The 13,101-nt window shown below is 58.9% G+C and carries 11 protein-coding genes, 3 tRNA genes and 1 riboswitch; of the genes, 12 read left to right on the plus strand and 2 right to left on the minus strand.

The features are described 5' to 3' along the window. Positions 1-54 precede the first annotated feature (54 nt). The 5 genes from astA (at position 55) to astE (ending at position 5,310) form a co-directional block, all read left to right on the plus strand. Positions 55-1,080, plus strand: coding sequence for an arginine N-succinyltransferase (gene astA / locus RYA97_RS02170; RefSeq protein WP_004659722.1), 1,026 nt, complete (start codon positions 55-57; stop codon positions 1,078-1,080). After that, positions 1,077-2,546, plus strand: a complete 1,470-nt coding sequence (gene astD / locus RYA97_RS02175) for a succinylglutamate-semialdehyde dehydrogenase (protein ID WP_162882974.1) — start codon at positions 1,077-1,079, stop codon at positions 2,544-2,546. The genes astA and astD overlap by 4 nt, the downstream gene beginning before the upstream one ends. A gap of 48 nt (positions 2,547-2,594) precedes the next feature. Further along, positions 2,595-3,941, plus strand: coding sequence for an N-succinylarginine dihydrolase (astB, locus tag RYA97_RS02180; RefSeq protein WP_057405030.1), 1,347 nt, complete (start codon positions 2,595-2,597; stop codon positions 3,939-3,941). Between the two features lie 61 nt (positions 3,942-4,002). After that, positions 4,003-4,290 carry a hypothetical protein gene (locus RYA97_RS02185; protein ID WP_005731381.1) on the plus strand — a complete coding sequence of 96 codons (288 nt, stop codon included), beginning with the start codon at positions 4,003-4,005 and terminating at the stop codon, positions 4,288-4,290. A 12-nt stretch (positions 4,291-4,302) separates the two neighbouring features. Further along, complete coding sequence (astE, locus tag RYA97_RS02190) at positions 4,303-5,310, plus strand: succinylglutamate desuccinylase (RefSeq protein ID WP_002554431.1); 1,008 nt, start codon at positions 4,303-4,305, stop codon at positions 5,308-5,310. Positions 5,311-5,550: 240 nt separating this feature from the next. Here astE and RYA97_RS02195 read toward each other — a convergent pair whose 3' ends face one another. Next, on the minus strand, positions 5,551-6,063 hold the full coding sequence (locus RYA97_RS02195; RefSeq protein ID WP_005746300.1) for a 6,7-dimethyl-8-ribityllumazine synthase: 513 nt from the start codon (positions 6,061-6,063) through the stop codon (positions 5,551-5,553). Between the two features lie 126 nt (positions 6,064-6,189). Next, positions 6,190-6,356: riboswitch (FMN riboswitch) on the minus strand. 213 nt (positions 6,357-6,569) lie between these two features. On the opposite strand from RYA97_RS02195, the gene ltaE reads away from it, so the two are divergent. The 7 genes from ltaE to RYA97_RS02230 all read left to right on the plus strand — a co-directional run bounded on the left by ltaE (position 6,570) and on the right by RYA97_RS02230 (position 12,532). Next, on the plus strand, positions 6,570-7,574 hold the full coding sequence (ltaE, locus tag RYA97_RS02200) for a low-specificity L-threonine aldolase (RefSeq protein ID WP_117139668.1): 1,005 nt from the start codon (positions 6,570-6,572) through the stop codon (positions 7,572-7,574). Between the two features lie 144 nt (positions 7,575-7,718). After that, the gene (alaS, locus tag RYA97_RS02205) at positions 7,719-10,343 is read left to right on the plus strand and encodes an alanine--tRNA ligase (protein WP_005731385.1); all 2,625 of its coding nucleotides are present in this window, start codon (positions 7,719-7,721) and stop codon (positions 10,341-10,343) included. Positions 10,344-10,436: 93 nt separating this feature from the next. Further along, on the plus strand, positions 10,437-11,669 hold the full coding sequence (locus RYA97_RS02210) for an aspartate kinase (protein ID WP_002554427.1): 1,233 nt from the start codon (positions 10,437-10,439) through the stop codon (positions 11,667-11,669). A gap of 171 nt (positions 11,670-11,840) precedes the next feature. Further along, positions 11,841-12,029 (plus strand): carbon storage regulator CsrA, encoded by a 189-nt coding sequence (gene csrA / locus RYA97_RS02215; protein WP_002554426.1) that lies wholly within the window; start codon positions 11,841-11,843, stop codon positions 12,027-12,029. 62 nt (positions 12,030-12,091) lie between these two features. Beyond that, positions 12,092-12,182 (plus strand) — tRNA-Ser (locus tag RYA97_RS02220). A 109-nt stretch (positions 12,183-12,291) separates the two neighbouring features. Continuing rightward, a tRNA-Arg gene (locus RYA97_RS02225) sits at positions 12,292-12,368 on the plus strand. 87 nt (positions 12,369-12,455) lie between these two features. Further along, positions 12,456-12,532 (plus strand) — tRNA-Arg (locus RYA97_RS02230). Between the two features lie 43 nt (positions 12,533-12,575). Here RYA97_RS02230 and bamE read toward each other — a convergent pair. Further along, positions 12,576-13,067, minus strand: coding sequence for an outer membrane protein assembly factor BamE (gene bamE, locus RYA97_RS02235; RefSeq protein ID WP_117139667.1), 492 nt, complete (start codon positions 13,065-13,067; stop codon positions 12,576-12,578). Positions 13,068-13,101: the final 34 nt, after the last annotated feature.

Consider the following 13,101-nt stretch of genomic DNA (forward strand, 5'->3'; position numbering starts at 1 on the left):
TCGATAGCCGATTAGCGAGTTTCAAGGCTCTCGATGAGCCGCTGAGGAGATAACATGATCGTTCGTCCTGTACGCAGCAGTGACCTGCCTGCGCTGATCGAGCTGGCGCGCAGCACCGGTGCCGGTCTGACGACACTGCCCGCCAATGAGCAGCGTCTCGCGCACCGGGTAGGCTGGGCTGAAAAAACCTTTCGCGGAGAAGCCGAGCGCGGCGATGCCGACTATCTGTTCGTGCTTGAAGATGACGATGGTCGGGTGGTCGGCATTTCTGCCATCGCCGGGGCGGTCGGCCTGCGTGAGCCCTGGTACAACTACCGGGTCGGCCTCACGGTCAGTGCTTCGCAGGAACTGAACATCTACCGGGAAATCCCGACCCTGTTCCTGGCCAACGACCTGACCGGTAATTCCGAGCTGTGCTCGCTGTTCCTGCACAGCGATTCGCGCAACGGCCTCAATGGCCGCCTGCTGTCCAAGGCGCGCATGTTGTTCATCGCCGAATTTCCGAAGCTGTTCGGTAACAAGATCATTGCCGAGATGCGTGGCATGTCCGACGAGAATGGCCGGTCGCCGTTCTGGGAAAGTCTGGGTCGGCATTTCTTCAAGATGGAATTCAGTCAGGCCGATTACCTGACCGGCGTTGGCAACAAGGCATTCATTGCCGAGCTGATGCCCAAATTTCCGCTTTATAGCTGCTTTCTTTCCGAAGACGCACGCAATGTGATCGGCCGCGTGCATGCCGACACCGAGCCTGCGCTGACCATGCTCAAGGGCGAAGGGTTCTCGTATCAGGGTTACGTCGACATCTTCGATGCGGGACCTGCCATCGAGTGCGAGACCGGCAAGATTCGCGCAATCAAGGACAGCCAGGCGCTGGTACTGGCCATCGGCACGCCAGGTGACGATGCGCCACAGTTTCTGATTTACAACCGCAAGCGTGAAGACTGCCGCATTACGGTAGGCGCTGCGCGTTTCGCCGCTGGCACGCTGGTGGTTGCGCCACAAACCGCCAAGCGGCTGCGCATGAGTGCAGGCGACAACGTGCGCGCCGTGCCTTTGTCTGCGGCGCGGGAGGGCGTTTGATGAGTACCCTCTACATTGCAGGTGCATGGCAGGCCGGGCAGGGCGAGCTGTTCCATTCTTTGAACCCGGTGAGCCAGCAAACTTTGTGGTCCGGGCAAAGCGCTACAGCAGAACAAGTCGATTACGCTGTGCAGGCTGCGCGTCAGGCATTTCCCGGCTGGGCGCAGCGCTCTCTGGATCAGCGCATTGCTGTGCTGGAGGCCTTTGCTGCCAGCCTCAAGAGCCGCGCCGACGAACTGGCGCATTGCATCGGTGAAGAAACCGGCAAGCCTTTGTGGGAGTCAGCGACCGAAGTAACCAGCATGGTCAACAAGATTGCCATCTCGGTGCAGAGCTATCGCGAACGAACCGGCGAAAAGAGCGGGCCGCTAGGCGACGCCACGGCAGTATTGCGTCATAAGCCACATGGCGTGGTCGCGGTGTTCGGGCCGTACAACTTTCCTGGTCATCTGCCTAACGGGCACATCGTTCCGGCCTTGCTGGCGGGCAATACGGTAGTGTTCAAGCCCAGCGAACTGACGCCGAAAGTCGCCGAACTGACCGTCAAGTGCTGGATCGAAGCCGGGTTGCCTGCCGGTGTTCTCAACCTGCTGCAAGGCGGGCGCGAAACCGGTATCGCACTGGCTGCCAACCCAGGCATCGACGGGCTGTTCTTCACCGGCTCAAGCCGCACCGGTGACGCGCTGCACCAACAGTTCGCCGGGCGCCCCGACAAAATTCTCGCGTTGGAAATGGGCGGTAACAATCCACTGATCGTTGATCAGGTTCAGGACATCGACGCAGCGGTTTACACCATTATTCAGTCGGCGTTCATTTCTGCAGGCCAGCGCTGCACGTGCGCGCGTCGCCTGTTGGTGCCCGAGGGCGACTGGGGCGATGCCTTGCTGGCGCGGCTGGTGGCCGTCAGCGCGACTATCGAGGTGGGGGCGTTCGATCAGCAGCCGTCTCCGTTCATGGGCTCGGTCATTTCACTGGAGGCCGCACACGCCTTGCTCGACGCGCAGCGCAACCTGCTCGCCAACGGCGCAGTGACCTTGCTGGAAATGCGTCAGCCGCAGCCCGGAGCAGCGCTGCTGACGCCGGGCATTATCGATGTCAGCGCGGTCACCGAGCGGCCTGACGAAGAGCTGTTCGGCCCGCTGTTGCAGGTTATCCGCTACGCCGGTTTCGACGCCGCCATCGCCGAAGCCAACGCCACTCGCTATGGCCTGGCGGCAGGCTTGCTCTCGGACTCCGAAGCACGCTATCAGCAGTTCTGGCTGCACAGCCGCGCCGGGATCGTCAACTGGAACAAACAGCTGACCGGCGCCGCCAGCAGCGCACCGTTCGGCGGGGTAGGTGCCTCGGGCAACCACCGCGCCAGCGCTTATTACGCAGCCGACTATTGCGCCTATCCGGTGGCTTCGCTGGAGGCGGGCAGCCTGACCCTGCCGTCGACACTGACCCCCGGCATCAGGCTGAGCTGACAGGGTGCGCACGATTGCTTATAAAAACAGATCCACGGAGCCTTGCCGATGAAGTCCTGTGAAGTGAATTTTGACGGTCTGGTCGGGCCAACCCACAACTACGGCGGGTTGTCCTACGGTAATGTCGCCTCCCAGAGTAACAGCCAGCAATGCGCGAACCCGCGTGAGGCAGCGCTGCAAGGCCTGGCGAAAATGAAAGCGCTGATGGACCTGGGCTTTACCCAGGGCGTGCTGGCACCGCAGGAACGCCCTGATGTGGCCGGTTTGCGGCAGTTGGGTTTCACCGGCAGCGATGAACAGGTGATTGAAAAAGCCGCCCGTCAGGATATGCCATTGCTGGTTGCCAGTTGCTCGGCATCGAGCATGTGGGTGGCCAACGCGGCGACGGTCAGCCCCAGTGCCGACACCGCAGATGGGCGCGTGCATTTCACGGCAGCCAACCTCAACTGCAAATACCATCGCAGCATCGAACACCCGACCACCAGCCGCGTGCTGGGGGCGATGTTTGCCGATGCAAAGCACTTTGCCCATCATCCTGCGTTGCCACCAGTCGCGCAGTTCGGCGACGAAGGCGCAGCCAACCACACCCGTTTCTGTCAGGACTACGGCCAGGCCGGCGTGGAGTTTTTCGTTTTTGGCCGCAGTGCGTTCGATACCCGCTACCCGGCACCGCAGAAGTATCCGGCCCGCCAGACCCTGGAAGCGTCACGAGCTGTTGCGCGTTTGCATGGCTTGAGCGAGGGCGGTGTGGTTTATGCTCAGCAAAACCCGGCTGTCATCGATCAGGGTGTATTTCATAACGATGTGATCGCGGTCGGCAACGGTGAGGTGCTGTTCTATCACGAGGATGCATTCCTCAACACCGAGCTGATGCTCAATGAGCTGCGCGCCAAACTCGGCCGTGTCGGTGGGCAGTTGCGGGCGATTTGTGTGCCGCGTGCCGAAGTCTCGGTGCAGGATGCAGTGCGCTCTTACCTGTTCAATAGCCAGTTGTTGTCACGTCCGGACGGCTCGATGCTGCTGATCGTGCCGCAGGAGTGTCAGGCCAATGCGAGCGTCTGGGCTTATCTGCAGCGATTGATTGCCGATGACGGCCCGGTTGCCCAGGTCAAAGTGTTCGACCTCAAGCAAAGCATGCAGAACGGCGGCGGCCCTGCCTGCCTGCGACTGCGTGTGGCGCTCAAGGAAACCGAGCTGGCTGCGGTGAACCCGGGCGTGATCATGACCGCGCCGCTGTACGACACGCTGACGCAATGGGTCGATAGGCACTACCGTGATCGCATGAGTGAAAACGATCTGGCCGACCCCCGATTGCTGAGCGAATGCCGTACGGCATTGGATGAACTGACGCAAATCCTTAAACTGGGTGCCGTCTATCCGTTTCAACTGAATTGAAACACCCTGCGCGCCGGGCAAATGTCTAGCGCATGATTTCTTTATCTAGAGCATTCCGACTATGAGCGACGCCCTGCAACTGATCCTTGAAGACACCGATGGCACCCAGCTGGAAACCTCTTGCACCCGCGTTGCCATTATCTGGCAGGGCAAGGAGCTGTGGATTCAGCAGGATGGCCGTGGCCAATTGCTGATCGGTGTTGATGTCGAAGAAGACGATGCCGAGTACGCCAACCTGCTGCTGCGCCCGTTGGCAACCAACCTGGTCAGCCTGCAACTGGAAATGGAACCGGCCGACGCCGGTGCCGACGAAGACGGTCACGTTCACGGTCCTGACTGCAACCACTAAGGAAGTTGCCCTATGCTCGCCCTCGGCAAATTGCTTGAACTGACCCTGGCTGGACGTGAGCCAGCGGAAAAGACTCAACTGACCGTCGAAGGCGTGCGAATGCGATGGATGGGCGAGGGGGCTCTGGAGGTCCGCCCGCCGGAGGTCCGTGACAATGGCACGGACCTGCTGCTCTCTGCCGGTATTCATGGCAACGAGACTGCACCCATCGAGCTGCTGGATGAGCTGATCCGCAGCATCGCGCGCGGCGACCTTAAACCGCGCGCACGTATTCTGTTTCTGTTTGGCAATCCCGACGCCATGCGGCGCGGTACCCGGTTTGTCGAGCAGGACGTCAATCGGCTGTTCAACGGTCGTCACGAGCAAAGTGGCGGTGCAGAAGCCCTGCGTGCCTGCGAGCTGGAGCACTTGGCCGCCAGCTTTTTCAGCCTGCCGGATCGCTACCGCCTGCATTACGACCTGCACACTGCCATTCGCGGTTCGAAGATCGAGCAGTTCGCGCTGTACCCGTGGAAAGAAGGTCGTCAGCACTCGCGTCTCGAACTGGCCCGGCTGCGTGCTGCGGGGATGAGTGCGGTGTTGCTGCAGAACAAGCCGTCCATTGTGTTCAGCGCCTATACCTACGATCAGCTGGGTGCCGAGGCCTTCACTCTGGAACTGGGCAAGGCCCGGCCGTTCGGCCAGAACCAGCAGGTCAATCTTGCGCCGCTGCGTCTGCGTCTGGAGCAGATCATCGAAGGCCGCGAGCCCGAGCTGGATGAAAATCTTGAGGGGTTGCAACTGTTCAGCGTGGCACGCGAAGTCATCAAGCGCACCGATGCATTCACGTTCAACCTCGCCGATGCTGTAGAAAACTTCTCACCGCTGGAAAAGGGCTACGTGCTGGCCGAAGACGCGGGTGGTTCACGCTGGGTGGTAGAGGAGGATGGCGCGAGAATCATCTTCCCCAACCCGAAGGTCAAAAACGGCCTGCGGGCGGGGATTCTGATTGTGCCGACTGATGCGGGTAGCCTTGGCTGATCGCTGGGCACCCTCAAGATCGGACGCAGAGCGTCCAGAACTGCATTCCCACGCTGGAGCGTGAGGAACGATAATCTCAACTATCGTGCGACGCTGCAGCGTGAGGAGCGATAATCTCGACTATCGTGCGACGCTCCGCGTCGGCATGCCGTTCTGGACGCTCTGCGTCCTCTTTGCGACATAGAACCTGCGCAACGAGAGTCGTCCTGACGAACGCCTCTCGTGCCGCTGCTACGCGTTTCAGCAGGCCGCTTTTTGCTGAGCGTCCAGGCGACGCAGGCTGCGTACCTTGTTCAAGGTGTCAGCGCAGGTCTTGGCCGCTTCTTCGCCTTTGTGGGAGAAGTGATCGAAGAAGAACTTCTGATGTTCTTCGCCCGCATGGAAGTGGTGCGGTGTCAGGACCACGGAAAACACCGGTACTTCGGTTTCCAGCTGGACCTGCATCAGCGCGCTGACCACTGACTGCGCAACGAATTCATGGCGATAGATGCCGCCGTCCACTACCAGTGCAGCGCCGACGATGCCAGCGTAGCGGCCGGTATTGGCCAGCAGTTTTGCATGCAGCGGAATTTCGAAGGCACCGCCCACTTCAAAGATGTCGATGTCACTTTCCGCATAGCCATGATTGGCCATCTCGGCGATAAAACCTTTACGGCTTTGATCGACGATATCCTTGTGCCAGCAGGCCTGGATGAAAGCAACGCGTTCGTTCGGGTGGCTTTTGCTTTTGCTGTCGATTGCAGTAGGTTGCACGTGTTCTGACTCCTGTTTATGGAAAAAACAGGGCGTTTGGATCGAAAGGGATTCAAGTCGCGTAGGAAAGCCTCCTGAACGATGTCGTTCATGATGAGGTTTTGCAGACGTTCTTGCTGACACCAATCCCGCTCTCTCTTCATCCGGACTATGACCGTCGGCCCCGGAATCACACCGGGTCTGCTGACCTTGCCGATCGCCAGCCAAAGCTGCGACCCCCAAGCGCTCGCGGGCTAGACGCATTGCGCGCCATTACCGCCGGTGGGGAATTGCACCCCGCCCTGAGAACGTTGCCGGCACTTTACGTGGCCGGCGCAGGATTTTTATCACAGTTCGCCGGATCATGCATGGACACTTTCGTACGGTGCACCTACCTTTTTCTTATAAGGGCACAGAGTATCGAGAGTGACGGCGCTTGATTATCATGTGCTGTGGCCTCAGTAATGCCTTGTTGCAAGCCAAAGGTTGCATGCATTATCGATCTTCAACTTCAGGGAGTTTTTTTCGTGACTGTCATCGATCTGCGCAGCGACACAGTGACTCTGCCTACGTCCGGTATGCGGGATGCCATGGCGCGTGCGCCCGTCGGCGATGACGTCTATGGTGAGGACCCCACCGTCAACCTGCTCGAAGCGACGCTCGCCGAGCGCCTCGGGTTTGATGCCGCGCTGTTTGTCCCGTCAGGTACCATGAGCAATCTGCTGGCACTGATGGCGCACTGTGAGCGTGGCGATGAATACATCGTTGGCCAGCAGGCACACACGTATAAATACGAAGGCGGCGGTGCAGCCGTGCTGGGTTCCATCCAGCCGCAGCCACTGGAGGTGCAGGCCGATGGCTCCCTTGACCTGCAGCAGGTGCTCGACGCCATCAAACCCGATGACTTTCACTTCGCCCGCACACGCCTGCTGGCCCTGGAAAACACCATGCAGGGCAAGGTGCTACCGTTGGAATACCTGGCCGCCGCACGCACACTGACGCTGGAAAAAGGCCTCGCCCTTCATCTGGACGGCGCACGGCTGTACAACGCATCGGTCAGGCTGGGCGTCGATGTCCGCGAGATTACCCGGCACTTCGATTCGGTATCGGTGTGCCTTTCCAAGGGCCTGGGCGCACCGATCGGCTCGGTGCTGTGCGGATCGCAGCCGTTGATCGCCAGAGCGCGTCGCCTGCGCAAGATGCTCGGTGGCGGCATGCGTCAGGCTGGAGGGCTGGCTGCCGCAGGGCTCTACGCGCTGGATCATCAGGTCGAGCGGCTGGCGGATGACCATGCCAATGCTGCGTTTCTGGCCGAAGGCCTGAGCGGGCTCGGCTACGCTGTCGAGCCGGTGCAGACCAACATGGTCTACGTGCAGATTGGTGAGCGCGCTGCAGCACTCAAGGCGTTCTGCGCCGAGCGTGGCATCGTGCTCACAGCCGCAGCGCGGCTGCGCATGGTGACTCATCTGAATGTGTCGCGTGCGCAGGTTGAACAGGTCATCGCTGCATTTGCAGCCTTTGAACACTCATGAGATCACGATAATCCAGTTACTTGTTTCTATCGCACAAACACACTGTACCGAGGGCGCAACGCCTATATAATGCGGCCCTTTGCCGTCGCTACGTCATTTGACGTTTTGCACTTGCCTCTGGCCGCAGTCTCCGTGGAAGAACCTATGAAAAGCGCAGAAATCCGTGAAGCCTTCCTTGGCTTCTTCGAAGAGCAAGGCCACACCCGTGTTGCTTCAAGCTCCTTGATTCCGGGCAATGACCCAACCCTGCTGTTCACTAACGCAGGCATGAACCAGTTCAAGGATTGCTTCCTGGGCCAGGAAAAACGCGCCTACACCCGCGCCGTTACCAGTCAGAAATGCGTGCGTGCCGGTGGCAAGCACAACGACCTGGAAAACGTCGGCTATACCGCTCGTCACCACACTTTTTTCGAAATGCTGGGCAACTTCAGCTTCGGTGACTATTTCAAGCGTGATGCCATTACCTACGCCTGGACCTTCCTGACCTCCGAGAAATGGCTGAACCTGCCCAAGGAAAAGCTTTGGGTCACGGTCTACGCGACCGACGACGAAGCCTACGACATCTGGACCAAAGAGATCGGCGTGCCTGCCGAGCGCATGGTTCGTATCGGCGACAACAAAGGCGCGCCTTACGCCTCCGATAACTTCTGGACGATGGGCGATACCGGGCCATGCGGTCCTTGCAGCGAGATTTTCTTCGATCACGGCCCGGAAATCTGGGGCGGCCCGCCAGGCTCGCCGGAAGAAGACGGCGACCGTTACATCGAAATCTGGAACAACGTATTCATGCAGTTCAACCGTACGGCTGATGGCGTGTTGCACCCGCTGCCGGCGCCCTCGGTCGATACCGGTATGGGGCTTGAACGTGTCAGTGCCGTTCTGCAACACGTACATTCCAACTACGAAATCGACCTGTTCCAGAGCCTGCTGGCTGCGTCGGCCAAGGCCATTGGTTGCAGCAATGACAACCAGGCTTCGCTGAAGGTCGTGGCGGACCACATCCGTTCTTGCGGTTTCCTGATCGCAGACGGCGTGCTGCCTTCCAACGAAGGTCGTGGCTATGTGCTGCGCCGCATCATTCGTCGCGCCTGCCGTCACGGCAACAAGCTGGGTGCCAAGGGCAGCTTCTTCTACCAGATCGTTGCCGCGCTGGTTGCCGAGATGGGGTCTGCGTTCCCTGAGCTGGTGCAACAGCAGTCGCATATCGAGCGCGTGCTGAAAGGTGAAGAAGAACAGTTCGCCAAGACCCTTGAGCAGGGTCTGAAAATTCTTGAGCAGGATCTGGCTGACCTCAAAGGCACCGTGGTGCCGGGTGAAGTCGTGTTCAAGCTGTACGACACCTACGGTTTCCCGATGGACCTGACGGGTGACATCGCCCGCGAGCGCAATCTGACCCTGGACGAAGCCGGCTTCGAGCGTGAAATGGACGCCCAGCGCGTGCGCGCCCGTTCGGCCAGCTCGTTTGGCATGGACTACAACAGCCTGGTCAAGGTCGACGTTGCCACGCAGTTCACCGGTTACTCTGCAACGACTGGCAGCGCCAGCGTTGTGGCGCTGTATAAAGAAGGTCAGTCGGTCACTCACCTGAATGAAGGCGAAGAGGGCGTGGTGATTCTCGACACCACCCCGTTCTATGCCGAATCAGGCGGTCAGATCGGCGACAGTGGTTTCCTGCATGCCGGTGATGTGCGTTTTGATGTCAGTGACACCACCAAGACTGGCGGTGCGTTCCTGCACCACGGTGTTGTGGCCTCCGGCAGCCTGAGCGTCGGCGCCCAGGTTGAAACACAGGTGGCCGATGAAGTTCGCGATGCAACCAAATTGAACCATTCGGCCACTCACTTGCTGCACGCCGCATTGCGTCAGGTGCTGGGTGAGCATGTTCAGCAGAAAGGCTCGCTGGTCGACAGTCAGCGCCTGCGCTTTGACTTCAGCCATTTCGAGGCGATCAAGCCCGAGCAACTGCGTGCGCTGGAAGATATAGTCAACGCCGAGATTCGCAAGAACACCGAGGTAATGACCGAAGAAACCGATATCGACACCGCGAAGAAGAAGGGCGCCATGGCGCTGTTCGGCGAAAAGTACGGCGACAGTGTTCGCGTACTGAGCATGGGCGGCGAGTTTTCCGTCGAGCTGTGTGGTGGCATTCACGCCAGCCGCACCGGTGACATCGCGCTGTTCAAGATCGTCAGTGAAGGCGGTGTGGCTGCAGGTGTGCGGCGTATCGAGGCGGTTACCGGTGCTGCTGCGCTGGCTTGGCTGAATGCGGCCGAAGATCAACTCAAGGAAGCCGCGACGCTGGTCAAAGGCAATCGCGACAACCTGCTGGACAAGCTGACGGCTGTGCTTGAGCGCAACCGTCTGCTGGAAAAACAACTGGAACAACTGCAAGCCAAGGCAGCCAGTGCCGCCGGCGACGACCTGTCGTCTGCCGCGCTGGATGTCAAAGGGGTCAAGGTTCTGGCTACGCGCCTGGATGGCCAGGACGGCAAGGCGCTGCTGGCGCTTGTCGACCAGTTGAAGAACAAGCTCGGCCGCGCAGTGATCCTGCTCGGCAGTGTTCATGAGGACAAGGTTGTCTTGGTCGCAGGCGTGACCAAGGACCTGACTGGCCAACTCAAAGCCGGTGATTTGATGAAGCAGGCGGCAGCCGCTGTCGGTGGTAAAGGCGGTGGGCGTCCTGATATGGCTCAAGGCGGTGGTGTCGATGCAGGTGCGCTGGATTCAGCGCTGGCACTGGCCGTTCCTTTTGTAGAGCAGGGTATCTGAGTCGAGTCTGCAGGCCTGTCGATTGCCGACAGGCCTTGCAAGGATTTGAATGGGTTAATGGGTGCTCTTAATGGGTTCTGAGGCGGCTTTGAGATGGCTTTAATCGTACAGAAATTTGGCGGCACCTCGGTGGGCTCTGTAGAGCGCATCGAGCAGGTGGCCGACAAGGTCAAGAAATTCCGTGAGGCTGGAGACGACCTTGTGGTCGTGCTGTCGGCCATGAGCGGCGAAACCAACCGTTTGATCGAGCTGGCCAGGCAGATCAGTGATCAGCCGGTTCCCCGTGAACTGGACGTGATCGTTTCCACTGGCGAGCAGGTCACCATCGCGCTGCTGGCGATGGCGCTGATGAAGCGTGGCGTGCCTGCGGTGTCCTACACCGGCAATCAGGTCCGTATCCTTACCGACAGCGCGCACAACAAGGCGCGCATCCTGCAGATCGACGACCAGAAGATCCGCTCCGACCTGAAAGCCGGTCGTGTGGTGGTGGTCGCCGGCTTCCAGGGCGTCGATGAGCACGGCAACATCACCACCCTCGGCCGTGGTGGCTCGGACACTACCGGTGTTGCGCTGGCCGCAGCGCTGAAAGCTGACGAGTGCCAGATCTACACTGACGTCGATGGTGTGTACACCACCGACCCGCGTGTCGTGTCGCAGGCTCAGCGCCTCGACAAGATCACCTTCGAAGAGATGCTGGAAATGGCCAGCCTCGGGTCCAAGGTGCTACAGATCCGTGCGGTCGAGTTCGCCGGCAAATACAACGTCCCGCTGCGCGTTTTGCACAGCTTCAAAGAGGGGCCGGGCACCCTCATTACAATCGATGAAGAGGAATCCATGGAACAGCCGATCATTTCCGGCATCGCCTTCAACCGCGATGAAGCCAAGCTGACCATCCGTGGTGTGCCAGACACCCCCGGCGTAGCGTTCAAGATTCTCGGCCCGATCAGCGCGGCCAATATCGAAGTCGACATGATCGTGCAGAATGTTTCGCACGATAACACCACCGATTTCACCTTCACGATCCATCGCAACGACTATCAGGCTGCCTTGCAGGTGCTTGAGTCCACCGCACGTGAGATCAGCGCTCGTGAAGTGTCTGGCGATACCAAGATCGCCAAGGTGTCCATTGTCGGTGTCGGCATGCGCTCGCACGCAGGCGTTGCCAGCCGTATGTTTGAAGCATTGGCCAAGGAAAGTATCAATATACAGATGATCTCCACGTCGGAAATCAAGGTTTCCGTGGTCATCGAAGAGAAGTATCTGGAGTTGGCTGTGCGCGCGTTGCACACGGCTTTTGAGCTGGATGCTCCGCGGCAGGGTGAGTGATCCTGTCGTCGAAGGGCGCGGTCCGACCGCGTCTTTCGGGTGCTGCGCAGAAAGGCTGTGGTTTTCTTTGCGTTAGTCGATACACAGGTAAGGGTTGTGGCCTTGTGCTACAGGTCGATGCCTACTGGTTTGCAGACTGTTGTCCCTGAATAAAGGCGTAAGGAGAAAAGTATGCTGATTCTGACTCGTCGGTGCGCGGAAAGCCTGATCATTGGTGACGGTGAGATTACCGTGACCGTGCTCGGAGTGAAGGGTAATCAGGTGCGTATTGGTGTCAATGCGCCCAAGGAAGTCGCTGTCCACCGTGAAGAGATTTACCTTCGCATCAAGAAAGAGAAGGACGAAGAACCAAGCCATTAATTTTTATTGAATTTTTGGTTTGCAAACGGGGAAAAGGGTGGTTATTATACGCCCCGTGTTGCGGAGAGCTGGCCGAGTGGCCGAAGGCGCTCCCCTGCTAAGGGAGTACACCTCAAAAGGGTGTCGGGGGTTCGAATCCCCCGTTCTCCGCCATTATTTATGTAGTGCGTAAGATTGGGCTTGATCGGTAAGTTGTTGAATTTACTAGAAAAAGTGCTTGACTAAACAATTTTACGACCTATAATGCGCGGCACCAACACATGCACTCGTAGCTCAGCTGGATAGAGTACTCGGCTACGAACCGAGCGGTCACAGGTTCGAATCCTGTCGAGTGCACCATTTAAAGTTGTTTGAAGTGTTGTAAGCAATTACAAGGTTTCCGATAACTGGCTTCAACCAGAGGTGATCTGGTCTAAAAACACCAATGCACTCGTAGCTCAGCTGGATAGAGTACTCGGCTACGAACCGAGCGGTCACAGGTTCGAATCCTGTCGAGTGCACCATACAACGAAAAGCCCACATCGAAAGATGTGGGCTTTTTGCTTTCTAGCGTTTTCCTTTAACGCATCCGTTCCTGTCGAATGTCACATTATTGCTGCGGTCCTTTTTCTGGTTGTACACGTAATGCAATTCGCCATTACGGTTGGTGATTTTGTCCGGACGCCCCAGCAGGCTCTCGACATCACGCATAGTCATGCCGGGAGGTGTGCGCTGGTTGATGATAGCTGTCCGGCGCTGTTCGGCGCTCAGGCGGTTGCCGCAACCATCATCGCGCGTGCCGACCACTACCAGTTCCTGGCTCGCGGGCTTCCTGCGTGTTGGCGCTGAAAGGTTTGCGGGCGGGAGTAGATCGATGTTGGTTCCCGGTGGCGCATTGAAGGCCCTTTGCATGCTGGTGCTGTGGCCTTCGGGACAGCCGAGAGTGGTGAACATGATTTTTCCGGAAGCGTCTTCGCAGCGATGAACAGTGCTGGCGGTCGCGGGTGCAGGAGAGCAGAGTAGAGCGCTCCACAGGGATATATGAACGGCTGTGCGCATGCTCAAGTCCTCCATGACAGGGTGTCGTGCAAGC

Origin of the sequence: Pseudomonas syringae group sp. 26L6 (genome assembly GCF_032587815.1) — a bacterium.
Taxonomy (GTDB): Bacteria; Pseudomonadota; Gammaproteobacteria; order Pseudomonadales; family Pseudomonadaceae; genus Aquipseudomonas; species Aquipseudomonas amygdali.